Annotated in this window: 19 protein-coding genes; 7 read left to right on the top strand and 12 right to left on the bottom strand. The window is 59.7% G+C overall.

Annotated elements, in window-relative coordinates; translation table 11 throughout:
* Positions 1-26: 26 nt before the first annotated feature.
* Positions 27-701, bottom strand: coding sequence for a FadR/GntR family transcriptional regulator (locus KW403_RS11080; RefSeq protein ID WP_223019550.1), 675 nt, complete (start codon positions 699-701; stop codon positions 27-29).
* Positions 702-830: 129 nt separating this feature from the next.
* Here KW403_RS11080 and KW403_RS11075 point away from each other — a divergent pair, with 129 nt between their 5' ends.
* The 4 genes from KW403_RS11075 to KW403_RS11060 all read left to right on the top strand — a co-directional run bounded on the left by KW403_RS11075 (position 831) and on the right by KW403_RS11060 (position 6,145).
* Positions 831-1,703 (top strand): fumarylacetoacetate hydrolase family protein, encoded by an 873-nt coding sequence (locus tag KW403_RS11075; protein ID WP_246637751.1) that lies wholly within the window; start codon positions 831-833, stop codon positions 1,701-1,703.
* Positions 1,704-1,764: 61 nt separating this feature from the next.
* A complete protein-coding gene (locus KW403_RS11070; protein WP_223019549.1) occupies positions 1,765-2,715 on the top strand; it encodes a TAXI family TRAP transporter solute-binding subunit in 951 nt (316 codons plus the stop codon).
* A gap of 68 nt (positions 2,716-2,783) precedes the next feature.
* Positions 2,784-4,706: a TRAP transporter permease gene (locus KW403_RS11065; RefSeq protein WP_223019548.1), complete on the top strand. Its 1,923-nt coding sequence runs from the start codon at positions 2,784-2,786 to the stop codon at positions 4,704-4,706.
* Between the two features lie 278 nt (positions 4,707-4,984).
* Positions 4,985-6,145, top strand: a complete 1,161-nt coding sequence (locus KW403_RS11060) for a hypothetical protein (protein ID WP_223019547.1) — start codon at positions 4,985-4,987, stop codon at positions 6,143-6,145.
* Between the two features lie 127 nt (positions 6,146-6,272).
* Here the strand turns inward: KW403_RS11060 and KW403_RS11055 are convergent, their stop codons facing one another.
* The 9 genes from KW403_RS11055 to fmdA form a co-directional block, all read right to left on the bottom strand.
* Entirely contained in the window at positions 6,273-7,463 is a 1,191-nt protein-coding gene (locus tag KW403_RS11055; protein WP_223019546.1) for a phosphopentomutase, read from the bottom strand.
* A gap of 3 nt (positions 7,464-7,466) precedes the next feature.
* Entirely contained in the window at positions 7,467-8,210 is a 744-nt protein-coding gene (locus KW403_RS11050) for an ABC transporter permease (RefSeq protein ID WP_223019545.1), read from the bottom strand.
* A 3-nt stretch (positions 8,211-8,213) separates the two neighbouring features.
* Positions 8,214-9,203, bottom strand: a complete 990-nt coding sequence (locus KW403_RS11045; protein WP_246637750.1) for an ABC transporter substrate-binding protein — start codon at positions 9,201-9,203, stop codon at positions 8,214-8,216.
* Between the two features lie 10 nt (positions 9,204-9,213).
* Complete coding sequence (locus KW403_RS11040; RefSeq protein ID WP_223019544.1) at positions 9,214-10,002, bottom strand: nucleoside phosphorylase; 789 nt, start codon at positions 10,000-10,002, stop codon at positions 9,214-9,216.
* Positions 9,992-10,759, bottom strand: a complete 768-nt coding sequence (locus tag KW403_RS11035) for an ABC transporter permease (RefSeq protein ID WP_246637749.1) — start codon at positions 10,757-10,759, stop codon at positions 9,992-9,994. Before KW403_RS11035 ends, KW403_RS11040 begins: the two co-directional genes overlap by 11 nt.
* Entirely contained in the window at positions 10,759-11,502 is a 744-nt protein-coding gene (locus tag KW403_RS11030) for an ABC transporter ATP-binding protein (protein ID WP_246637748.1), read from the bottom strand. Before KW403_RS11030 ends, KW403_RS11035 begins: the two co-directional genes overlap by 1 nt.
* Before the next feature lie 713 nt (positions 11,503-12,215).
* Entirely contained in the window at positions 12,216-12,521 is a 306-nt protein-coding gene (locus tag KW403_RS11025; RefSeq protein WP_223019542.1) for an FmdB family zinc ribbon protein, read from the bottom strand.
* Positions 12,522-12,582: 61 nt separating this feature from the next.
* Positions 12,583-13,095: an AmiS/UreI family transporter gene (locus KW403_RS11020; RefSeq protein WP_223019541.1), complete on the bottom strand. Its 513-nt coding sequence runs from the start codon at positions 13,093-13,095 to the stop codon at positions 12,583-12,585.
* Between the two features lie 86 nt (positions 13,096-13,181).
* Positions 13,182-14,408, bottom strand: a complete 1,227-nt coding sequence (gene fmdA / locus KW403_RS11015) for a formamidase (RefSeq protein WP_223019540.1) — start codon at positions 14,406-14,408, stop codon at positions 13,182-13,184.
* Between the two features lie 377 nt (positions 14,409-14,785).
* On the opposite strand from fmdA, the gene KW403_RS11010 reads away from it, so the two are divergent.
* Positions 14,786-15,523, top strand: a complete 738-nt coding sequence (locus KW403_RS11010; RefSeq protein ID WP_223019539.1) for a response regulator — start codon at positions 14,786-14,788, stop codon at positions 15,521-15,523.
* On the opposite strand, the gene KW403_RS11005 is transcribed toward KW403_RS11010, so the two are convergent.
* Both KW403_RS11005 and KW403_RS11000 read right to left on the bottom strand, forming a co-directional pair.
* Complete coding sequence (locus tag KW403_RS11005; protein ID WP_223019538.1) at positions 15,508-16,707, bottom strand: sensor histidine kinase; 1,200 nt, start codon at positions 16,705-16,707, stop codon at positions 15,508-15,510. The genes KW403_RS11010 and KW403_RS11005 overlap by 16 nt on opposite strands.
* The gene (locus KW403_RS11000; RefSeq protein ID WP_223019537.1) at positions 16,704-19,340 is read right to left on the bottom strand and encodes an ATP-binding protein; all 2,637 of its coding nucleotides are present in this window, start codon (positions 19,338-19,340) and stop codon (positions 16,704-16,706) included. Before KW403_RS11000 ends, KW403_RS11005 begins: the two co-directional genes overlap by 4 nt.
* 270 nt (positions 19,341-19,610) lie before the next feature.
* Between KW403_RS11000 and KW403_RS10995 the strand changes: the two genes are divergently transcribed.
* Complete coding sequence (locus tag KW403_RS10995; RefSeq protein WP_223019536.1) at positions 19,611-21,098, top strand: M81 family metallopeptidase; 1,488 nt, start codon at positions 19,611-19,613, stop codon at positions 21,096-21,098.
* Positions 21,095-22,210 carry a C4-dicarboxylate TRAP transporter substrate-binding protein gene (locus tag KW403_RS10990; RefSeq protein WP_223019535.1) on the top strand — a complete coding sequence of 372 codons (1,116 nt, stop codon included), beginning with the start codon at positions 21,095-21,097 and terminating at the stop codon, positions 22,208-22,210. Before KW403_RS10995 ends, KW403_RS10990 begins: the two co-directional genes overlap by 4 nt.
* Positions 22,211-22,224: the final 14 nt, after the last annotated feature.

Genomic DNA, 22,224 nt, shown 5'->3' with positions numbered 1-22,224 from the left:
TCACTCCGCCGACATTTCCCGGCCGGTTAACGGCCCAGCATGTTTTGCCGCACAGAGAGAAGATGGGCACGCATGGCTTCGCGAGCCTCTTCGCCGAGCCTTTTCTCGATGCTGCGAACCAGTTCTTCGTGTTGAGCGCAGTAGGCCGACTTTCGCGCATCCGAGAAAGACCTCTGCTTCATCTCGAACCAGAGGGGCTGCAGACGTAACACGCCAAGAATTTCATGCACCTGATAGAGCAGGTCGTTGCGCGTGCATTCAAATATCAGACGATGAAGCTCCGCGTCCCAATGTTCGAATGAGGGCATGTCGACTGCAGCAATCGCGAGTTCGTGCACTTTCCTGATCTTGGCAAGCTCGCCGGTGCTGGCGTTCATGGCAGCCAGGCCGGCAGCCTCCGGCTCGATCAACATGCGCAATTCCATCATGTCCGCCGGAGACGATTGCTTCATCCTCTCAACGATCCGATGAAGATCCGTTCTAGACTGGTCGGCTTTGACATAGGTCCCCCGGCCTACATGCCTGACGACGACGCCCGCCTCCTCAAGCTGATCCAGAGCCTTGCGGATCGTGTTGCGGGCAACACCGAGTTCCTCAGCTAGGGTGCGCTCGGTGGGCATGCGCTCTTCCGGGCCCCATTCCCCCTCCTTAATTCTCAAATGCAGCAGGGACGCTAGATCGTCCGAATTTCCACGTGTCATCTTCACCCCAGGAAATGAACCAAATTAAACCAATATAGGGAAATTCTGCTAGTATTCCCAAACTATCTTGATGATTGGCATCCTTTGGATTAAACCATATTCCCAATATAGCATCAGAAAGGAAGCGCGGTGAAGATCGGGACATTCAGAACGGGGGAAAAATGGCTGGTGGGTCAGGTCGACGAGGTAGCCGAAACTGTCTCACCCTTTGAACTGGATCAGGACCAGGCGTCCCGCGGTGTTCTCTCATTGATCGGCAGGGACGCGATGCCCCAGACGGGCGCACCTGTTTCCCTGAGCGAGCTTGAATTGTGCGCGCCCATCCCGCGCCCAGAGCGCAACATATTCTGTGTCGGCAAGAACTACTTCGAACACGCACATGAATTCTCCGCGAGCGGATTCGATTCCAGCGCTGCGAAAGGGGCGGTCCCCGAATTCCCGATCGTTTTCTCGAAAGTTCCCGAATCCGTGATTTCTCATGGTGAGCAGATTGTTCTCGACCCGGAAGTATCGGATGCGGTGGACTATGAGGCGGAACTGGCGGTGATCATCGGCAAGGGCGGCAAGGGCATTTGCGCCGAGGACGCGCTCGACCATGTCTGGGGCTACACGATCATCAATGATGTGACCGCCCGCGACCTTCAATCCCGCTACAGCCAATGGCTGGTTGGCAAGTCGCAAGACACGTTCGGGCCCATGGGGCCGTGGGCGGTCCTGAAGCAGGACCTGGATGTTGCGAACACGAAGATCCAGTGCAGCGTCAACGGCGAGCTCCGCCAAGACTCCAACACCGGTCTCCTGATCTTCAACATCGGGACCATTATCGAGACGATTTCTGCCGGCCTGACCCTGAAGCCCGGCGACATCATCGCGACCGGCACACCGGCAGGCGTGGGTATCGGGTTCAAACCACCCAAATACCTGCAAGCCGGCGACATCGTGGAAGTCACTGTCGAAGGAATTGGCACGCTCAGAAACGAATGTCGCCTAACCAGCACCTAGGTTCTGGGTCACCCCACTGCGGGTTTGCAGTGGACATGCATACACTACGGAGGAGGAAAACATGAAACGGCTTTTGACAGGGATTGTTGCCGCTGGTCTTGCCAGCATCGTTGGTGCCCAGGCACAGGACAAGACCGAAGTCGCGTGGGGAGGATCCAACCCCGGTGGCGTGATGTACTACATGGTCGGCGTTGCCGGGACCGAACTCGGCAAGGGATTGCCGAACATCAACATCACGCAGGTGACCACCGGCGGCTCCACCGAGAACGCTCTTCGTTTGATCAAGGGCGAACTGGACATGGGGATCGTCTATGGCAGCCATGTCTACATGGCGCAGGATCAGCAGGGCCCCTTCGCCAATGCTGACAAGGGTGACATGCTGCGCGGCGTTGCCATGGCCTATGAGGGGCCGACCTACTTCGTGACCCTGGGAGACAGCGGCATCGAGAAACTCGAGGACCTTGCCGGCAAGACGGTGGCGCTCGGACCGCCCGGTTCCGGCACCGTCTTCAACTGCTCGAACATTCTGACGGCGCTTGGCATGCTGGACAGCATCAAGCCGCAGATGATGACCTTTGCAGACGCAGGCCGTGCACTTGGCAACGGCCAGATCGACGCATTCTGTCAATCATCCTCGCCTGCCGCCGCCGTGACGGAACTGGCCGAAACCCGCGACGTGACCGTGCTCGCCTATAGCGACGAGCAGCTTGCCACCATCACCGAGACGTTTCCTTTCTACCATGGCGGCGCCATGCCGGAGGGCACCTATCGCGGTGTTCCTGAAACCGCGATGCCTTACACGACCGTCTACTGGGTCGCGCACGAGCGCGTTCCAAGCGATGTTGTTCAGAGCATGGTTTCCGCTGCCTATGAGAAACAGGACGTTCTCGCTCAGGGTCACAAGGCGTGGGCGCAGATGAAACCTGACGTGAAGAACTTCCAGTCGCTCGGTGCTCCCATGCATCCCGGCGCAGAAGCCTACTATCGCGAACAGGGTCAGTGGCCCGAATAAGCCTTCAGCATTCTTTCTACGGGCCCCGGCAAAAAGGTCGGGGCCGTCTTTTTTAGAGGCGGCATTCTATGTCTGGTTTCTCGTGGCTTTTCCGCGTCGAAGGTTCGAAGCGAACCCTGAATGGTCCATTTGCGCTGGCATTCAATCTCATCGCCGCCGGCTTTTCCCTCTTCTATCTCTATACATCCGGCTTCGGGCTCATCTCCACCCAAAGCAATCGCGGTGTCTATCTCATGCTGACATCGGTGCTGGTTTTTCTGATCTACCCGGCCGGCACACGCTCACCGACAAACCGTCCAAGCCTGCTGGACTTGGCGCTGATCGGTCTTGCCGTAGTCTCGGTGGGCTACTGGATCGATCAATATGTCAGCTATGCGATGTTTCGCGTATCCAATCCCAGCCAGATGGATCTTGTGATGGGCGGCATCGCTATTGCGGTCATGCTGGAAACGAGCCGCCGCGCCTTGGGGCCGATCATCTCGCTGATCGCCATCGCCTTTCTGTTGCAGCTTTATCTGGGTCGTTACCTCCCCGGCCAGATGGCCCACCCCGGCATGTCCGTCGAGCGCATCATCGAATTCACGTTCTCCACGCAGGAAGCATTGTTTGGCGTGGTGACCGCGACCTTCGCCACCTTTGTGTTCCCCTTCATGATTTTCGGTGCATTCCTGGAACGCTCCGGCGCCGGAGCATTCTTCATGGAACTGGGCACGGCGGTCGCAGGCCGCTGGCGCGGCGGGCCTGCGAAAGTCGCCGTCATCACTTCCGCGTTCTTCGGTTCGATTTCCGGCTCCTCCGTTGCCAATGTGGTGACCACCGGCTCGTTCACCATCCCGTTGATGAAACGGACTGGCTATCGGCCGCATGATGCCGGCGCTATCGAGGCGATCGCCTCGACTGGCGGCCAGTTCATGCCGCCGGTCATGGGCGCGGGGGTCTTCATTCTCGCCACCCTTACCGAGACCAGCTATCTGACGATTGCGCTGTTGAATGTTATTCCGGCCCTCGTGTTCTTCGCCTTCCTGCTCATGATGGTGGATCTGGAAGCCGTGCGTCTGGGCCTGAAGGGACTCCCCGCCTCCGAAACGCCTCGCGTAAGGGATGTGGTCAAAAAAGGCTGGCACTTCTTCATGCCGCTCGGCGTGGTTCTCGGCCTGTTGTTCAACGGCTATTCGCCCGAGTTCTGTGCATTCTGGGGAACGGTCAGCGCAGCCGTGCTTTCCTGGCGGCACAAGGACACACGGATGGGACCGTCTGCCGTGTTGAAGGGCCTGGTCGGCGGCGCACAGAGCAACGCTGCCGCCGGCGCTGCCATCGGCACTTTGGGGATCATCATCGGCGGGATCGTTCTGGCGGGCCTCGGATTGAAATTTTCCGCGGTGCTGATCGAGCTCTCGGGCGGCAACCTCTTCTGGGCTCTCTGTCTGGTCACCCTCGTTTCGATCATCATCGGGATGGGCTCTTCCACCACGGGCTCCTATATCATCCTTTCCGTGGTCGCCGCTCCGGCTCTGATCCAACTCGGCGTGCCCATGATCGCTGCCCATCTGGCAGTTTTCTACGCAGCATGCCTGTCCAACATCACCCCGCCCGTTTGTGTCGCCGCCTTTGCCGGCGCCGCGATCGCCGGAGCGCCGCCCATGAAAACCGGCCTGGCGGCGCTCAAATTCGGCGCAACGCTGGTTCTCATGCCATTCAGCTTTGCCTATGTGCCTGAGCTTCTCCTGCAGGGAGAGTGGTACGAGATCATCTATACAGTCGGCTTGTACACGACCGGCGCCATCCTCCTTGCGATATCGCTGCAGGGCGCGATGATCGTCAGTGGCCCTCTGTCGAAGAACCAACGCATTCTTTTCGCGGTTGCAGGCCTGCTCTTGATGTTTCCGGCAAATCTTGCGGTCGACCTGTTCGGCGGTGCGCTGGCGGCGCTTGCAATCGCCTGGTTCTTCTCTTCAAGGAAGAAAGCAGATCGGGTCCCTGAAGGGGCATGATGATGGGGGGCATTGCAAGGGCTTTGCAGGGATCGGTTGGCGCACATCAGACCGATCCCGATCCCCCTCATGCAAATCGGTGACCAGCCGAGCCACCAGCACAGCATTCACCAGCTCCTTTCTTGTCTTCGACGCCTTATCTCAGTGTCCGAAAATCCGTCAGCAGGCCACATTTAGGGCTCCCGATTGCTTGACATATGCCAGTCGTCTTGAATCTATTGAGCTGGTTAAATTAATTGGATGACACATTGGCATTTCACGAAACAGCATTCAGAGTATTGAAGTCTTCTGCCCTGCCCGGGCTTTTTCTCGGACTTTTTCTCATCTGCATTCAGCAGCCGGCTTATGCTCAGTCCAATAATGGTGCGGCACAGAAAGACACATTCCAGCAGATGTTGGAAATTGAGGAACGCCTCCGTCTGGCCGGTCACAAGCCAAGCTTCAGCAATGTCCAAAAGGTGTTACGCGGGGAATTGAAGCTCCCGTCCAAGGCAGAACTGCTCTCTGGAAAGAGCCCTGTAACCAAGGGCTACGCCAAGGTAAAGGACTATGCCTACAAGAATGGCGACCGCTACACCGGTGAGGTGCTGGATGGCCGCCGACACGGCCAAGGCACCTATTACTGGAAGGATGGTGGCCACTACACAGGCTCGTGGGTCCAGGGCCAACGGGAAGGCAAAGGCCGGCTGATCACCAAATCCGGCGGGGTCTATGTCGGCGAATTCCGCGACAGCAAGATCCAGGGCGCGGGAACCTATGAAACAAAGAATGGGGACATTTATTCAGGCACGTTTCATGGGTCGCTTGCGGAGGGAGAAGGCACCTTCACCGCGAAGGGCAGCCGGCCTGAGAAGGCACAATGGTCGGACGGGCGTGTGATTCTTGCCTCCAAGCAGGCTGAGGAAAGAAATTTCGGTCGACTGACGCCGGAAGCACGCGCCCGCGCTGAAGCGAAGGTCGAGGAACGGACATACAGAACGCGCGAGAAATATGGGAAAGAGGATGGAAGCCGAAAAAGCCTCTATCTTGTCGCCTGGGGATCAGAAGACAGCATCGATCCTGGTGAACTTTATCCCGATCGCGCCCAGTCAAACGTCGCAACACGCCGTCGCGTCGATCAGTATCTGCTTTTCAGACTGAGAGGCAGGGCCAGCCGGCGTTGCCACCTCATCGGTTCGGGCGTGACCGTGGATGAGTACCGGATCAAAAAAGCATCCTTCGACCGGTTTTATGCTCGGCTTAAAAATGTTGAGGACAGGAATTCAAGCATTGGAGGCGACACGCTCTTTCTGGGCGAACTAGCAGCCAAGAAAAAGGCGAGGCGCGTCGCCGAAAGGCTCGTGCGTTCCGGCGACTGGAAGGGATGGTCGGTCATGAGCATGAAGAACAAGCGGGACCTGCCCGTGAGATGCTCTTCCGGGAACATGGAGCGGCAGTAGCGCGCCATTCAAGCGTGTTTTTGGCCAGCCGCTGCCTCGCTTGCGCGGCGTGAGGACTGACGGCAGGCGCGCCCCGGTCTTGCGAAGGAAGAAGGATGAGAACCGCGTCTGGCGCCAGGCAGGTTTGTCAGCCCAGCAGATGGTCTTCCACCATTGACGCCACCCTCTTGAACGGCAAGACGCCACCGCTTCCAGCCCAGGGCAACGTATTGCCAGCGAGCAGCAAGGGAACGCGCTCGCGCGTGTGATCCGTTCCAGTCCAGGTCGGGTCGTTGCCGTGATCGGCCGTCAGCATCAGAAGATCGCCGGGGCGCAGCTTCGGCAGAAGCTCGGCGAGGCGGCGATCAAACCACTCCAGCGTCCGCGCGTAACCGGCCACATCGCGGCGATGGCCGTAAAGACTGTCAAATTCCACGAAGTTGGCGAAGACGAGATCGCCGTCGGCAACAGTCTCGACAGTCTCAAGCAGACGGTCGAAAAGGGCATCGTCGTTGGGGCCTTTCAGGACACGCGAAATGCCTTTGCCGGCGAAGATGTCTCCAATCTTTCCCACGCCGTGCACGGTTCGACCAGCGGCCACAAGGCGGTCGCAGACTGTTTCTCCGGGCGGTGCGATGGCAAGATCGCGCCGGTTGGCGGTGCGGGTAAAGCCGCTTTTCGCGTCCCCCACGAAAGGCCGGGCGATGATGCGCCCGACATTCATGGGATGGAAGATTTCGGCCGCTGCCTCACAGAGTTGCAGAAGCCGTTCGAGACCAAATGTCTCCTCATGCGCGGCAATCTGCACCACGCTGTCTGCCGAAGTGTAGACGATCGGCGCGCCGGTCTCCATGTGCTCGGCGCCAAAACGCTCCAGCACGTCCGAACCCGAGCCATGCGCATTGAAGAGCGTGCGCTCCAGCCCGCCTGCCTCACGCAGACGCGCCATCGCCTCCTCGGGAAATGCCGGAACCTCATGGGGAAAATAATGCCAGTCTTTTGAAAGCGGCAGGCCTGCCAGCTCCCAATGGCCGGTCTGGGTGTCCTTGCCCGCACTTTCTTCCTGAAGGGCTGCCCAGGACGCTCCGGCCTCAGGCTCGGTTAGCCCCGGGGCGGACTGGCCGCAGGCGAGCTCGAGTGCCGCACCAAGACCAAGGGCCGAAAGATTGGGAAGATGAAGCGGGCCGGAACGCCCCTCCTCCGCCCGGCCTGCGGCACAGGCTTCGGCGATGTGAAGAACCGTGTTTGAGCCGGCATCGCCGAACCGCTCCGCATCCGGTGCGCCGCCTATGCCCACCGAATCCAGAACGCACAGGAAGACACGACCGTTCACAGACATTCGTTACCCTTCCGCGAAGCGCGCCTCCATGCGACGCCGCAACGCTTCGAACAGTTCATAAAAGCTCCAGCCCATGAGCGACAGGAGCAGCACCATGCCAATCACTGTGGCCGTGTCGGCATTCTCCTGTCCAGAGGAAAGGAGATAGCCCACGCCTTCATTGGCGCCCATCAGCTCGCCGATCACGGCAGCCGTCATGGCGAGTGTGGTCGCCACTGTCGCGCCGGCAAAGAGCGTCGGCAGCGCCGAAGGCAGCTCGATATGCAGGAAGCGCTGCAGCGGCGACAGCTTCAGGACGCACGCCAGATCCAGATAGGACTTGTTGACGAAACGCAGGCCCGACAGCATGCCCGTCATCACAGGGAAAAAGGTGACGATGGCAACCAGCACGATTTTGGGTGCCGGCCCAAGACCGAGCCACAACAGAAGCAATGGCGCGATGGCGATCTTGGGCGCGGTTTGAAGAAGCAGGATGAGCGGCGTGGACATCCGCTCGGAAACGGGAAAGCGGGCAAACAGCAATGCGGCCAGAATGCCTGCAAGGAAGCCAAGCAGAAAGCCCCAGAAAATCTCTGTTACCGTCACATAGACATGGCCGAGAAGATTGGCGTTCTCATAGAGGAACGCCATCCTCGCGATGACGGCGGCCGGGCTTGGCAATAGATAATCGGGCACATTGAACAGGAACACACCGCCGCCCCAAAGGGCGACGATGAGAACCAGACCCGCGATCCCGCGCTTCAGCATGGCTTATTCGCCGATCGAGGACGGATCGACCACGAAGTCGGCAGCCTTTGGCGCTTCCTCGATGACCTCGTATTTCGCCAGAATGTCGGCATTGGCCTGCCAGGCGTCGAGATCGGCAGCGCCGAGGCCCTTTTCCTTGGTCAGATCGCTCTGCCAAACGGAGGCGACGAAGCTGTTCTTGAACGCCGTGGAAAGCAGCTCTTTCTGGTCGGCCCAGGTCGGCGTGTACTTCTCGAAGGAGATTTCGAGAGCATCGTCCACATGACCGTCGATGACCCATTCATAGGAGGCGGTGACGGCATTGGTGAAGCGCTTCACGAGGTCCGGGTTTTCCTCAAGCAGGCTGCTGGAGGTGACAACGACATTGCCGAAGGAGGGCAGGAAGTCGTTGGACAGGATCATCGTGACATCGACGCCTGCACCTTCCAGATTGTATTTGCGCAGCTCGGAGAAAACGATGGCGTCGACCTGGTCGCTCTGCAGCGCCTGAACGATTGCACCGGTGGAGACGACTTCAAGCTTGATGTCATCGAGCGTGAGGCCGGCATTCTGCAAGCCTACCTGAAGCTGAAGGTAGTTGGGCGAACCGAGCGAGGTGACGGCAACGGTCTTGCCTTTGAGGTCCGCATAGGTCTCGATGCCAGTCTCTTTCTTCGCCAGCAGTGCGCCGATGCCACGCTGATAGGTGGTGTGAACCACTTTCACCGGCAGGCCGTTGGCGGCTGCCGCCACGACGGCATCACCGTTGGGGAAGCCGAAATCCACATTGCCGGCGGCAATGTTGGTCAAGATGTCGGACGCGCCGGCATAGATGAACTCGACTTCGATGTCCTGATCGGCGAAGAAGCCATTTTCAACGCCGGCGTAGAGCGGTGAATAGAACGGCACCGCGGCGCCGTCGATCTGCATGACGACCTTGTCGGCAGCAAGAGCGGCCACACCAGATGCGATGAGAGCGAGCGCGGCAACGCCGGTTTTCAGCATGAATTTCATTGTTTTTCTCCTAGTTGCACGCATCCATTGCCAGAGCCTGACCCGCAATGCGGAGCAGGTTTCGCTGCGTGTTTTCATAATCGACCAGCCAATCGTCGGTGGCGCGATTGCCGTGCACACCCAAGAGGCAAGCCGCCCTGAGGCCAATGGCCTGGCCAACGGCCAGGACCACCTGCGATTCCATTTCCACCCCAATGGCCCCCTCGGCAAGGAAACGGTCCAGATATTCAGCGTCCGGGCTGCCTGCTGCCTGCAACCTGATAGGCCGGTCCTGCCCGAGATAATAACTGTCAGTCGAAGCGATCATGCCCCGGTGTGCACCAAGCCCCATCGCTGCGGCGCTTGCTTCAAGCGCAGATGCAAGTGCGGGATCGGCCACAGGCGTGTGACCATGCTCGGCATAAAGGGCCGCAACACCGGTCATGCCGGTCGCCTTGTGCGGCACGATGTAATCGCCGGTGGGGATTTCGGGCACCAGAGCGGAGCAACCACCAATGCGGATCACGCGCTTCGCGCCGAGCATTGCCAGCTCGACCAGGGCGATCTCGGTCGACGGACCGCCAATGCCGCTGGAACAGATGGTGAGCCGCCGGCCTTCAAATGTTCCTGTCACAAGCGCAAACTCCCGCTTGCGGCCGAAATCCTGCACATCGGTGAGCATGTCGTGCAGAAGCGCAACACGGTCGGGATCACCCGGCACCAGAACATTCTCGGCCACATCGCCCGGCCCACAAGGGAGATGGGGCGGACGTCCGCCGGAGAACGGCAGGCGAGCGGTGGGTTTTGCGCTATCGGCCATCCTGCACCTTCCATGACAGAAGACGACCCTCGATCGCACCGAGAAGACCATGCAGGGCGATGCCCAGAAGCGAGGTCAGAAGCACGGCGCCGAAAAGCAGCGAGGTCTTGTAGGTGGCGGAGGCGAAGGTCATCAGATAGCCGAGACCCTCGCTACCCGAGATCCATTCGGCAAGGATCGCGCCGACAAGCGCCTGCACCGCGCCGATCTTGAGACCGACGAAAATGCCAGGGAGAGCGGCCATCAGATCGATGCGCCAGAAAAGCGAAAGCGGATTGAGCTTCAGGAGTTTGGCAAGGTCATGCATGCGGCTGTCGATGCTGCGGAAGCCGGCAAGCGCGCCCATGAGCACCGGAAAGAAGACCAGTGAAACGATGAGCACAATCTTGGCTGTGAGACCGAGACCGAACCAGACGACGAACAGAGGCGCGAGGGCGATCTTCGGCGCTGTCTGGAAAACAACCAGCGGGCCATCCAGATAGGTGGAAAGCCGGGGCATCCTGTAGAGCAGATAGGCACCGGCAATGCCGGCCACGCAACCGATGCCAAGGCCCAAGAAAATGTTGTGCACGGTGAACCAGAGATGGGGCCACAACTGGCCGCTCACCATCCAGTCCCACAAGGTGGCGACCGTGCTCTGGGGAGACGGCAGAAGATATTTGGGGATGCCCATCGGCCCGCTGGCATACCACCAGGCGACTGTCAGCAGCAGAAGCGCCACACCGTATTCGAGTGCGGGACGGAAGCGGGTGAGCATCAATCCGTTTCCCGCATGTCCTGGCGCAGTTCGGCGACCAGCTGGTGATAAGCGGGATCCAGCTTGGTGGCCTCGCCGCGCGGATGCGGCAGATCCACCGTGTAGGTTTTCTTCAACCGGCCCGGGCGCGGTGACATGACCATGACCTCGCCGCCGAGATAGGCCGCCTCTTCCACACTGTGGGTGACCAGAAGAATTGTTTTGCCCGTGCGCTGCCAGATTCGCAGCAATTCATCGTTGAGTGTTTCACGGGTCAGAAGATCCACTGCCGAGAACGGCTCGTCCATCAGAAGGATGGGCGGATCGTCGGAGAGTGCGCGGGCGATTGCCGCACGCTGGCGCATGCCGCCGGAAAGCTGCTTGGGCAACGCATCCTCAAAGCCGGTCAGTCCAACCAGATCGATCAGCTCACCAACGATCCGGTTGCCCTCGTCGCGGCGCACGCCGGCGGTGTCGAGCGGAAAGCGGATATTGTCGCGGACGGTCTTCCAGGGAAGGAGCACGGCATCCTGAAAGACGAACCCGACGGGTCGCTTTGCAGAGCCGGTGTCGAGCTTGATCGTGCCGCCGGAAGCGTCTTCGAGGCCCGCGATCAATCGAAGAAACGTCGACTTGCCACAGCCGGACGGCCCGACAATCGAAACGAACGAACCCTTTTCAATCCGATGATCAAGCGGGGCCAGGGCGAGGATGCTTCCACCTTCAAGATCGAAGCTCTTCGTCAGACCAGAAGTGGTTATCAATCTGAGACCTTCCAAGGGCAGTTTAATCGATTAGGGCGCCGGGAAACGCGCCCTTGCAAGACAAGTTCTCAAAATTTAGACGACATGTCCAGAGACATTAATGAGTTAGCGAACTTTACGCGAAAAGCCTCCCACGCTGCAGGCCGCAGTTACTCCACTTCAAAAACCAGCTTATCCCTGATGATTTCGCTAATTTATTCAGATGCTTATGTCGCTTCAAAGACACCCGAACAATTGACTTTCGGACAATCACTTTGTTACTTTTCGCCCTTCACTGCCCACAAGAATCAACAAGAAGATGCGACACGCATAGGGCGTCAACGTTCATTCTAAATATTGATACAATCTGCTGCACCGCGATCATGCAACGGCACAGGCCGAGGCTCGCGCGCCCGGCGAACCGGGTTTGCATCACCAAGGTCGGAAAGGCTTGATCACAAAGTTGTCTGGCGCCCAGGGAGGTCATCAGCGGTCAACTCCAGAAGCCAACCTCGGCAAGACGGGTCGAAATACCGCCGAATCCTGCCAGACTGGCGTTTCTCGAATGCCCGCGAAGACGGCACTTTCACCGCCAACCGCGAGTGATCGCTGGACTGGGAATGCTATGGGAAGCGTGGATTGAAGCAGCAAGCCCCGCCGTTCCCATGTCGACGTAAAGCGCCTTAGGAGAAGGGGGGCTTGCCGAAAGTATGGTCTTCAGATGGGTTTCGGCCTCAGCAGTGGCCGATCATCCATTTCTTGCGTGGCGAAGGTGGGCCTTTCTTACCGATCTTGCAGAGCGCGCAGCCGCAACCGGCAAGATGCTCCTTCTTGACCACTCGCGGCTCACTGCCGCTCTTTTCCGAACGCGCCAGCGCGCGCCGGAGCGTGCCATTCATCAAGCTTAAGCTTGGCGCGGCCACATCGCGGTTGCTCGGCGTCTGGCAGCTTGGGCAGGCGCATGCATTGCCCGCCTCGGCCATGGACGTCCACTCGTCGAAAGGTCCGCAATCTTCGCAAACATAATTGTAAAGCGGCATATCGGTCTCCGAAAACTCTATATGGCATGGTGCGGCGACCTGAAGCCGCCGCACGATAAGCTCAAAGCAATCCCTGAAGCAGCAGGAATCCCGGCAGCCAGCCGGTGACGATGCCGGTGAGGAGCGTCACGACCGCAGTGGCCTGCAGGATCGGGCGCTTCAAGGCAAGCAGCAGGAAATACATGAACCAGAGCACCGCCCAGATGGCCCAGTTGAGGCCAAGCCAGGTTTCGGTGAAACTCTGCGCGCCGGCCAGCCCTTCAATCGCGATGGGCACGACGGTGATCGCCACGAACAGGCTGAACCAGCCGAGCCCGCGGCCATCCACCGCGACCACACGGTTGTAGGCGACCCAGAGATAGGTGGTGGTGAACAGCAGGGTCAGCGCCGCTGACTTTATCGACGCCGCGTCGGCAGCGGCACCAAAGGCCGAAGCCAGCGCTACGCAGAGCGTAACGAAGCCGGACACCACATTGATGACGACAATCTCCCTGTCGTCGATTTTCCCCATCAGCCACAGCCCGTTGAGAAACAGGACGGCACCGACGTATAGCAAGGCAAATCCGAGCAGCATGGCAGCTCTTCCTCCCGAAAGGCGGGTTCAGCCGGGTCCCACCCCGGCTGTCCCGCTCGTTACTTTGAAAATGGCCGGAGCCGCGCTCAGCTCGTTCGCGCGACATCCACCCCTGAGACCTGCTTGGTCGGCCCAGTCGAGTTTGGATTAATGTCGAAATCGAAGATGGCTGTCGGAATGGCCAGCGTGGCGCAGACATTCGGTATGTCCACGATGCCGGCTATTCTCCCTTCGACCGGGGCCGTTCCGAGGATGCTGTAAGCCTGCTCTCCCGTGTAGCCGAATTTCTTCAGATACTCGATCGCGTTGAGGCAGGCCCGGCGATAGGCCACGTGTGCGTCCAGATAATACTGTTCGCCCGTGTGCTCATCGACCGAGATGCCCTCGAAGATCAGGTAGTCGTCGAAGTGCGGGTCGATCGGGCTTGGCTTGAAGATCGGGTTGACGACACCGTATTTGGCCATGCCGCCCTTGATGACATCGACACTGATGTCGATCCAGCCGGCCATTTCGATGGCGCCGCAGAAGGTGATTTCGCCATCGCCCTGCGAGAAGTGGATGTCGCCCATGGAGAGACCGCCACCCTTCACGTAAACTGGGAAATAGACCTTCGAGCCGCGCGACAGGTTCTTGATGTCGCAGTTGCCCCCATGTTCGCGCGGCGGCACGGTGCGCCACGCTTCGGCAGCCGCCTTGCGTGCTGCGTCACCCGACATCTGGCCCATGAGCGCCGTGTCGGAATAAGGCAGCGCGGCCAGCGGGGGCACCCGGTTCGGATCGGTCGAAACCAGCTCTTCCTCACGGCGGTTTGCTTCGGCCAGAAGCGCATGATCGGGCAGACAGCCGATCAGGCCCGGGTGAATAATGCCCGGATAACGCACGCCCGGAATGTGACGGGACGTGGTATAGATACCCTGGAAATCCCAGCAGGACTTGGTTGCGTTCGGATAGTGCTCCGTCAGGAAGCCGCCACCATTTTCCTTGGCGAACAGGCCGTTGAAGCCCCATTCGGATTCGGGCATTGCGCCGATGTCGAGAATGTCGACGACAAGCAGATCTCCTGGCTCTGCTCCCTCGAAACCGAACGGACCGCTCAGATAGTGAACGCGGGTCAGGTCGACATCGCGCACGTCGTTGGCGCTGTCATTGTTGCCGATCTGTCCACCGGTCCAGTCGTAGCACTCGACACGGAACACTTCACCGCGCTTGAACGTCTCAACCATCGGAATATCGGGATGCCAGCGATTGTGTGTCTTGATCGCCTGATCCTCTGGCGCCTTGTTGAGATCAACAGAAAACACTGTTTTAGGCATTTGGTCTCCTCCTCTTGAACGGCCAGTCGGAGGTTTCCAATTCGAGCCCCCGTCATTTTTGCGCCCGGCAACAAGATGCAGCCGGACGAAACCGTGCCGGAAAAGATTAGGCTTGGTCTGTAACCCGATTGGCTCCGGAGAACGCTGGCTTTGTAATTTTTTGTAACCGCGCCGGAACCCGGAACAGACATTGTTTGAAGCTTGGCAACGCGAAATAAGGGATTGTTTTCAGCTGGTTGTTCGAGGCCCCAACCTTGATATTCCTCACAGAAGGTGAGTGCATTTCGCTGGCAGGAGGACAGAGATTTAATTTTACGAGCAGTCGAGGAGAGATCCCGTCTCGACCAGCGCAACCGTTTGCGACTATCGTATGAGCCATGGGGATCTCGAACGAAAAGCATCGCGTTCTTGTGGTCGATGATGATCAGCGTCTTCGACGCTTTCTTCAGCGCTTCCTCACGAGTGAAGGCTATGCCGTCACAAGCGCCGAAGACGGGCGTGCGATGCGGCGGGCCATGGCGGATAGGGATTTCGATCTCGTCATTCTGGATCTCACCTTTCCCGTTGGTGAAGACGGCGTTTCGCTGGCGCGCGGCTTGCGCGCCCAGCACGATCTGCCGCTGATCATGCTTTCCGGGAAGAACAACACGATCGACAAGGTGGTGTGCCTTGAACTCGGCGCTGACGACTACGTGACCAAGCCGTTTGAGCCACGTGAATTGCTGGCTCGCATCCGCACCGTCCTGCGCCGGTTTGCGAGGCGCATCAGCGTGCCGGAACCCCAGGAGAAAAGCCATTCACCGATCATGTGCTTTGCCGGCTGGCAGCTTGACCCCTCACGCCATCACCTTGCCTCTCCAAGAGGTGAATCCGTGCGCCTGACGAGCCAGGAATTCCAGCTTCTGGCCGCACTGGTGGAGCGGCGAGGACGCGTGCTTTCACGCGAGCAGATCCTCGATATCGTCGCCAATCGCAACTGGAACCCGTACGATCGCAGCATCGATGTGATGATCGGCAAGCTACGCCGCAAGCTGCGCGACAATGCCCGCGACACACAGTTCATCAAGACCATCCGCGGTGTCGGCTATATGTTTGCACCTCAGTCCGAGGAATAATGCGCCGGCAAATATAAATTCACGCTGGTCCCTTTGCCCGGCGTGCTGAGAATGCCGAGGCGTCCACCGGCCTGCCGTACAAAGCCATCTACCATGGAGAGGCCAAGACCACTGCCCTGCCCCGGCGGTTTGGTGGTGAACATGGGCTGGAGCGCACGGCGACGCACAGCCACCGGCATGCCGTGGCCCGTATCGCGCACCGACAGGAGCACGTAGCGACCCGGTAGAAGACCGGATGCGACACGCGCATCCTCAGGGCGGACAAGAACGTTTGAAGCTTCAAAATTCAGACTGCCGCCTCCGGGCATCGCATCGCGTGCGTTGAGCGCGAGGTTGAGCAGGCTTGGCTCCAGTTGGCCGGCGGGAATAAGCACGCTGTTCAGTCCATCGGCTACCCGAAGCGAGATTTCCACCGCCTCTCCAAGCGTGCGGCCAAGCATGCGCATCAGCGGCGGCAGGGCTTCGTCAAGCTGCACTACCGCAACATCCTTGGCATTCTGACGCCCGAACTGAAGAAGCCGGTCTGCGAGCTCCGAACCTGATTGGGTAGCGTCCAGCGCATCCGCCACGATCTCTGCCAGTTCCGGTTGATCCGCCAGGCGTTCTTCGAGCCAGCGCAGGTTGCTCAGAAGCACGGCGAGAATGTTGTTGAAATCGTGCGCGATGCCGCTGGTGAGTTGACCCATCGCCTCCATGCGCTGTTTTTGTCCTAGCCGTTCGGCGGTCAGTCTCTTTTCTTCCAGAAGCCGGATCCGTTCGAAACACCGCGCAAGCGTTGCCAGCAGATCCTCGCTGTGAAACGGTTTGCACAGATAGTCATAGGCGCCGGCCTGCAGCGCCTCGACGGCGGTATCGATGGAGGCGTAGGCGGTTACCATCACGCAGACAACGTCCGGATCACGCTGGCGAATCTGGCGCACGAGATCGACACCATTGCCAGTGCCCAGCCGCACATCGACCAGGGCCACCGCGATCCGCGCCTCCTCAAGAACGGCAAGCGCGCCCTCAGGGTCGTGCGCGACTGCGACCCTGAACCCCTCGATCTTCAAAAGGCCGGAAAGGCTTGCGGCAAAATCCTCGTCATCGTCGACAATGAGAACGCCGTGATCTTCCGCCGGCGTGGTTTCGCGCAGCGGATGTTCTCCAATGACCTCTGCAGGCAGGTCGATCTCGCGATCGGTCATGGCGCACGCTCTCCCGCGCATGGCAGAACAAGCGACACGGTGGTGCCAACACCTTTCTGACTCTCGATGAGCACGTCCCCGCCATGCTGTTCCATGATGCGCTTGACGAGTGGCATGCCGAGCCCAACGCCAAACGCCTTGGTGCTAAACAAGGGTTCGAACACGCGCTCGGCCACATCCTGAGACATGCCGCCGCCATTGTCGGAGACCGACAGGTAGACCCGGTCATGCAGGCGTTGGCTGGAAATGATGATCTGGCCGTTTTGCTTCCCACGTTCCTCGCACGCCTGCGCTGCATTCTGCAGAACATTGGAGAAGGCCTGCCGCAGACGCTCGGCATCGGCAAGGACATCACACCCGGCATCAAGCTTGAGCGTGATGAGATGCGCGATGTCGTGATCCTCTTCGCTCAATTGCTGCTTGACCCAACGGTCGATGGCCACGGGCGACATGACGGGCGCGTGCTTGCGCGAGAAATCCAGAAGATCCTCGATGATGCGCACGCAGCGCCAGGCATTGCGCTGCAAGCGCTGCAATTCGCCGGTGACGGGTTCATCCGCGTTCTTGAGTGAGCGCCGCAGAATGTCGGTGGAGGTGACCATTGTGCCCAGCGGATTGCGCAGCTCATGGCTGACCGTGGCGGTGATCTGACCGATGGCTGCCAGACGCTCGTTTGAGGCAAGCTCTTGCTGCGCCTGCCGAAGCTTTTCCAGCGAGGTGACGAGATCGCGCTCGGCCAGCTCCCTGCTTTCATGCGAAAGAACGATCCACCATGCGCCAATGGCAAGCAGCGGAAGAAGCGCCAGGAACACGCGCAGAAGAAGCGCGCCGCTTTCCACATGCGGCTGAAGCGCGGTCGGCTCGATCAGCCGGTAGGTGAGAAGGAAGACCGCGGCAGTCATCACGGCGAGCGAGAAAAGGACGCCGCTCACCTTGAGCAGCCGCTGCGTCATGCGTGGCGCGATCTTGCTGCGAAGGGCGCGTCCGAAATACCGCGAACGCGAGGTCTCCAGAACCGTGCCCGACGATTTACAGACATCGTGGCAATGGGAATCGAGACTGCAGCAGAGCGAGCAGATCGGGCGCTGATAAAAGGTGCAATGCACCATGTCCGGTCGTTCGTACTCCAGCTCGCAGATTTCGCATCGCACCACCGGTTTTTCGGGCTCGGCGAGCGGAGCACGCGGGCGAGCGAGATAATAGCGGCCGCGTGTGACCACGCCTATCAGAACGGCGCCTGAAAGCGCGGTGAAGAAGGCGATGGGAGCGGCATAGGCTTCGGCCAGATCGCCGAAACTGCCCATGAAGCAGATGATGGCGAACAGCGAGGCAAACGCCATCGATCCGCAGCCGACCGGATTGAAATCGTAGAGATAGGCGCGCTTGAACTCGGTGAAGGGAGGGCTGACGCCCATCGGCTTCAAGATGGCGAGATCGGCAAAGATGGAACCGATCCACGCCGCGGCGATGACCGAGTAGACCGCCAGCACCAGCTCCAATGTCTGGAAGATACCGAGCAGCATCAAAAGCAGAGAGATCAGGATGTTGAAGATCAGCCACACTACGCGGCCAGGGTGATAATGCGTGACGCGCGAGAAGAAATTGGACCAGGCGAGCGATCCGGCATAGGCGTTCGTCACGTTGATCTTGACCTGAGAGATGAGGACGAAGATCGCCGCCAGCGCCAGCACGGTGCGGGGGTCGTCACTCACATATTCATAGGCCTTGATATACATGTGGATCGGCTCGAGCGCCGTCGATGGCGAGAGGCCGGCCGAGACCGCGAGCACGGCCAGAAGGCTGCCGCAGAGAATCTTGAAACCGCCGACCACGATCCAGCCGGGGCCGGCGGAGATGACCGCCGCCCACCAGCGCCAACGGTTTTCGCGCGTCTTGTCGGGCAGGAAGCGCAGATAATCCACCTGCTCGCCAATCTGGATGGAGAGTGCGCAGAGGACACCTATGGCCGAGCCGAAGGCGAGTACATCGAAACCGCCATCCGGCGTTTCGCTGCCGGCAAACGCCATCCACTGATCGAGCGTTTCGGGATGGCCGACCGCGATGTAAATGAAGGGCGCAAGCAGCATGGCAATCCAGATAGGCTGGGTGACCATCTGCAGCTTACTGATCATCGTCACGCCCATGAAGGTGATGGGAATGATGACGAGCGACGAGATAATGTAGCCCAGCACCAGCGGCACATCCGCAAAGAGCTTCAGCGCCTGCGCCATGATCGCGCCTTCGAGCGCGAAGAAGATGAAGGTGAAGGTCGCATAGATCAGCGACGTGATGGTGGAGCCGATATAGCCGAACCCCGCCCCGCGGGTCAGCAGATCCATATCGATGTTGTAGCGGCTCGAATAATAGGCGATGGGGAGGTTCGTCACGAAGACGAACAGACAGGTGATGAGAACGGCGGGAAACGCATTGGCGAAGCCGTAGCTCAGCGTGATCGCGCCGCCGATCGCCTCCAGTGCCAGAAACGAGATGCCGCCCAGCGCAGTGTTGGCGATGACGAACGGAGACCAGCGCCGGAAGGACCGTGCGGCATAGCGCAGCGAATAATCCTCCAGCGTCTCATTGGCGATCCATGAATGATAGGATCGCAAGGCAGGCGATTGCGGTGTCTCCACTAATCCGCACTCCGCCCCGAACACTGCCCATCAGGCAGGGTTTGTGCTTTTCGCATCTTGTTTTTGCTCTCCCATTCTCCCCTTCAGTGATGATCACACAAAGCCGACGTCGAAACCAGTGGGCGTTCTTTCCATGCCCCGTCTGACGACTCGCCGAGCCTGCCGGCCGCATGGTCTCTACAGGCTGCCAAGTGCGTGAGCGCTGTTGACAAAACAAAACAATTATTTTTTATATCTCGGAACATTTGTTTTATTTTCGTTGGATGAAGTATGCGTATCGGCATCGCTCGCCTTTGGCACGAAGCGAACTCCTTTTCGGTTTCCCAGACACGACTGGAGCATTTTGAGGCGCGGGAATGGTGTCGCGGCGAGGGCTGCATCGCGCATTATCGCGGCACGGCAACGGAACCTGGCGGCGCAATTGCCTGGGCAGAGCTGCGCGACGACGTTGAGCTGGTTTTCTCGCGCTGCGCTTCGGCCGCTCCGGCAGGCCCCGTGGATCAGGAACTTCTCGACCAGCTGACGGCCGAGATCGCCGAAGACCCGGCACTGGAAGGCATCGACGGTCTGTACCTGTCGCTTCACGGCGCCTGTATCGGCACGATTGATCCGGATCCCGAAACGACGCTTGTTGGGGGCCTTCGCCGCCGCTTCCCGGATTTGCCGATTGCCGCTTCCTTCGACATGCATGCCTGCATCGCGCCGGAGCTTGCCGGCATGCTCGATGCCGCTACCGTTTACCGGACCTATCCTCACATAGACATGGCTGAGGCCGCGCGCGACGCGCTGGACATGCTGGCGCATATTATAAGGGACGGTGCGCAGAGCCATGTGGTCTTGAAGGCGATCGACAAGATCCTGCCGAGCTTCAACATGCACACCGATGGACCCGGCCCCATGCTGGACATCGAAAACGAAGCGCGGGCGGCGGGCATCAAGATCGGCGGCAAGTCTCTCTTTCCAGTCGCCTACCCCTTTGCCAGCTTCGCCTATGCCGACGTTCCGCAGGCCAATGCCGGCGTTCTCGTGACATGCGAAGACAAATATCAGGGGCAGGCTCTGGCGGATCATGCTGCCGGCTACATGCAGGCCGCGCAGGCACGTTTTCAGCCTGATCTTCCCTCGGCTGAGGCGGTGCTGGCAGGCCGTCCGTGGGCCGATGGAAGTCGCGTCGCGATCCTTGAGCCAGCCGACAATCCCCTTTCCGGAGGCATTGGCGACACGCCAGGGCTCTTCAGAGCCGCGATGAATGCGGGACTGCCAGAGGGCAGCGTGTTTGCGTTTTTTGCCGCACCGGAGATCGTGGCAGTCGCCCATCGGTCAGGCGTTGGTGCAGAGCTCGACATCAGCCTCGGCGCGAGGCTCGACGCCCGCTTCGGAGAGCCGGTCGCCTGCCGGGCCGAAGTCCTGCGCATCACCGATGGCCGTTTTCAGAATGAGGACGCCATGGAGCGGGGCATGAAGGTGGACCTCGGCCCGACAGCTCTGCTGCGCATCGGGAACCTTCGGGTCATCGTGACCACGGGCTGCCAGGCTCCCAATGACAGCGCCTATTTCCATCTGCACGGCATCGAGATCCATCAGGTGCCCGTGCTGCTCGCCAAGGCAAAAAATCATTTCCGGGCTGCATTCGGCAACCGGTTCGACGTCATCCAGTCCTGCGAAACGCTGGGGCCAGCCATGGCTGACGTTTCAAAACTGCCCTTCCGAAATGTGCCTCGGGAGCGCTTCAACCTGAAAGATCAGAGGGTAACATGAAGAAAACCATCACCGCCGCCATTCTCGCTCTGGCCGCCAGCACGGCCAGCGCCGCTGCGATCGAACTCACCGTCAGCTCCTGGGTCGCTCCTTCGCACCCGACGATTTTCGCTGGCTATGAAACATATTTCCCGGCGGTGGCCGAAGCATCCAATGGCGAAGTGACCTTCAACCTCGTCTCAGGCGGCGCGCTTCTGGGCGGCAAGGAAACCCTGACCGGACTGGGCGATGGGGTGGCCGACGCTTCCGTGCTCGCGCTCACCTACAACCCGGCACAGCTTCCCACCAGCCAGCTTGTGGCAGAGCTTGCCATGCTGAGCGGCAACTCCCTTGCCGTTGCGGCGGCGGTCACCGAGTTCACTCTGTTGAACTGCGCGCCCTGCATCGCAGAATTTTCCAAGCAGAACGTGGTCTATACCGGCAGCTATGCCACCGCGCCCTATGCGTTGATCAGCAAGAGCGAGATCGGCAAGACGGCGGACATCGCCGGCAAGCGGGTTCGTTCGCCCGGCGGCGCGTGGGATCGCTGGATCGGTGAGGCCGGCGCGACGGTCGTCCACACCTCCAGTTCGGAAATGTATGAGGCCCTCGACAAGGGTGTCATTGATGTTGCCATGCAGCCCGCCGCTTCGTTGAAAACACACTCGCTCTGGGACGTTGCCGACACGATCACGCTCGGCAGCTTCGGCGTCTACAATTCCGGGCCACTTCTCGCCTTCAACAAGGACAGCTGGGCGGAGCTCACCCCCGAGAACCGTCGCGTCATGCTCGACAAGATGGCCGAGGCCATCGTTGCAACGACCAATGCCTACGTCGCGCAGAACGAAGAAGCGAAAGCCGAGGCGGCCGATCACGGCATGAAGGTTCTGGACAAGCCTGAGGCGCTTGAAGCCGAAATCGCCAGCTTCAACAGCCAGGACGTTTCCGCCATCGTGACAAAGGCGAAGGACGTTTATGGCGTCGACGACGCGCAAACGCTGATCGAGAGCTATCAGGCGGCTTTGGCCAAGTGGGAAGAGATCACCGCATCCGGCCTTTCCGACGAGGCCCTGGCAGAGCGCATGAAGACGGAGATCTTCGACAAGCTCTCCGAGAACGAATACGGCCTTTGAGCCCCTCACGGCGG

The sequence above is a fragment of the Nitratireductor kimnyeongensis genome, assembly GCF_019891395.1.
Classification (GTDB): domain Bacteria; phylum Pseudomonadota; class Alphaproteobacteria; order Rhizobiales; family Rhizobiaceae; genus Nitratireductor; species Nitratireductor kimnyeongensis.
The sequence above is the reverse complement of the archived record's forward strand: the minus strand, read 5'-3'. Positions and strand labels throughout refer to the sequence as shown.

What these genes read in the sequence shown, in the direction of transcription:
- KW403_RS11080 (WP_223019550.1), bottom strand. Translation starts at nt 701, where the DNA reads ATGACACGTGGAAATTCGGACGATCTAGCGTCCCTGCTGCATTTGAGA.
- KW403_RS11070 (WP_223019549.1), top strand. Translation starts at nt 1,765, where the DNA reads ATGAAACGGCTTTTGACAGGGATTGTTGCCGCTGGTCTTGCCAGCATC.
- KW403_RS11065 (WP_223019548.1), top strand. Translation starts at nt 2,784, where the DNA reads ATGTCTGGTTTCTCGTGGCTTTTCCGCGTCGAAGGTTCGAAGCGAACC.
- KW403_RS11055 (WP_223019546.1), bottom strand. Translation starts at nt 7,463, where the DNA reads ATGTCTGTGAACGGTCGTGTCTTCCTGTGCGTTCTGGATTCGGTGGGC.
- KW403_RS11050 (WP_223019545.1), bottom strand. Translation starts at nt 8,210, where the DNA reads ATGCTGAAGCGCGGGATCGCGGGTCTGGTTCTCATCGTCGCCCTTTGG.
- KW403_RS11045 (WP_246637750.1), bottom strand. Translation starts at nt 9,203, where the DNA reads ATGAAATTCATGCTGAAAACCGGCGTTGCCGCGCTCGCTCTCATCGCA.
- KW403_RS11040 (WP_223019544.1), bottom strand. Translation starts at nt 10,002, where the DNA reads ATGGCCGATAGCGCAAAACCCACCGCTCGCCTGCCGTTCTCCGGCGGA.
- KW403_RS11035 (WP_246637749.1), bottom strand. Translation starts at nt 10,759, where the DNA reads ATGCTCACCCGCTTCCGTCCCGCACTCGAATACGGTGTGGCGCTTCTG.
- KW403_RS11025 (WP_223019542.1), bottom strand. Translation starts at nt 12,521, where the DNA reads ATGCCGCTTTACAATTATGTTTGCGAAGATTGCGGACCTTTCGACGAG.
- KW403_RS11020 (WP_223019541.1), bottom strand. Translation starts at nt 13,095, where the DNA reads ATGCTGCTCGGATTTGCCTTGCTATACGTCGGTGCCGTCCTGTTTCTC.
- fmdA (WP_223019540.1), bottom strand. Translation starts at nt 14,408, where the DNA reads ATGCCTAAAACAGTGTTTTCTGTTGATCTCAACAAGGCGCCAGAGGAT.
- KW403_RS11010 (WP_223019539.1), top strand. Translation starts at nt 14,786, where the DNA reads ATGGGGATCTCGAACGAAAAGCATCGCGTTCTTGTGGTCGATGATGAT.
- KW403_RS11005 (WP_223019538.1), bottom strand. Translation starts at nt 16,707, where the DNA reads ATGACCGATCGCGAGATCGACCTGCCTGCAGAGGTCATTGGAGAACAT.
- KW403_RS10995 (WP_223019536.1), top strand. Translation starts at nt 19,611, where the DNA reads ATGCGTATCGGCATCGCTCGCCTTTGGCACGAAGCGAACTCCTTTTCG.
- KW403_RS10990 (WP_223019535.1), top strand. Translation starts at nt 21,095, where the DNA reads ATGAAGAAAACCATCACCGCCGCCATTCTCGCTCTGGCCGCCAGCACG.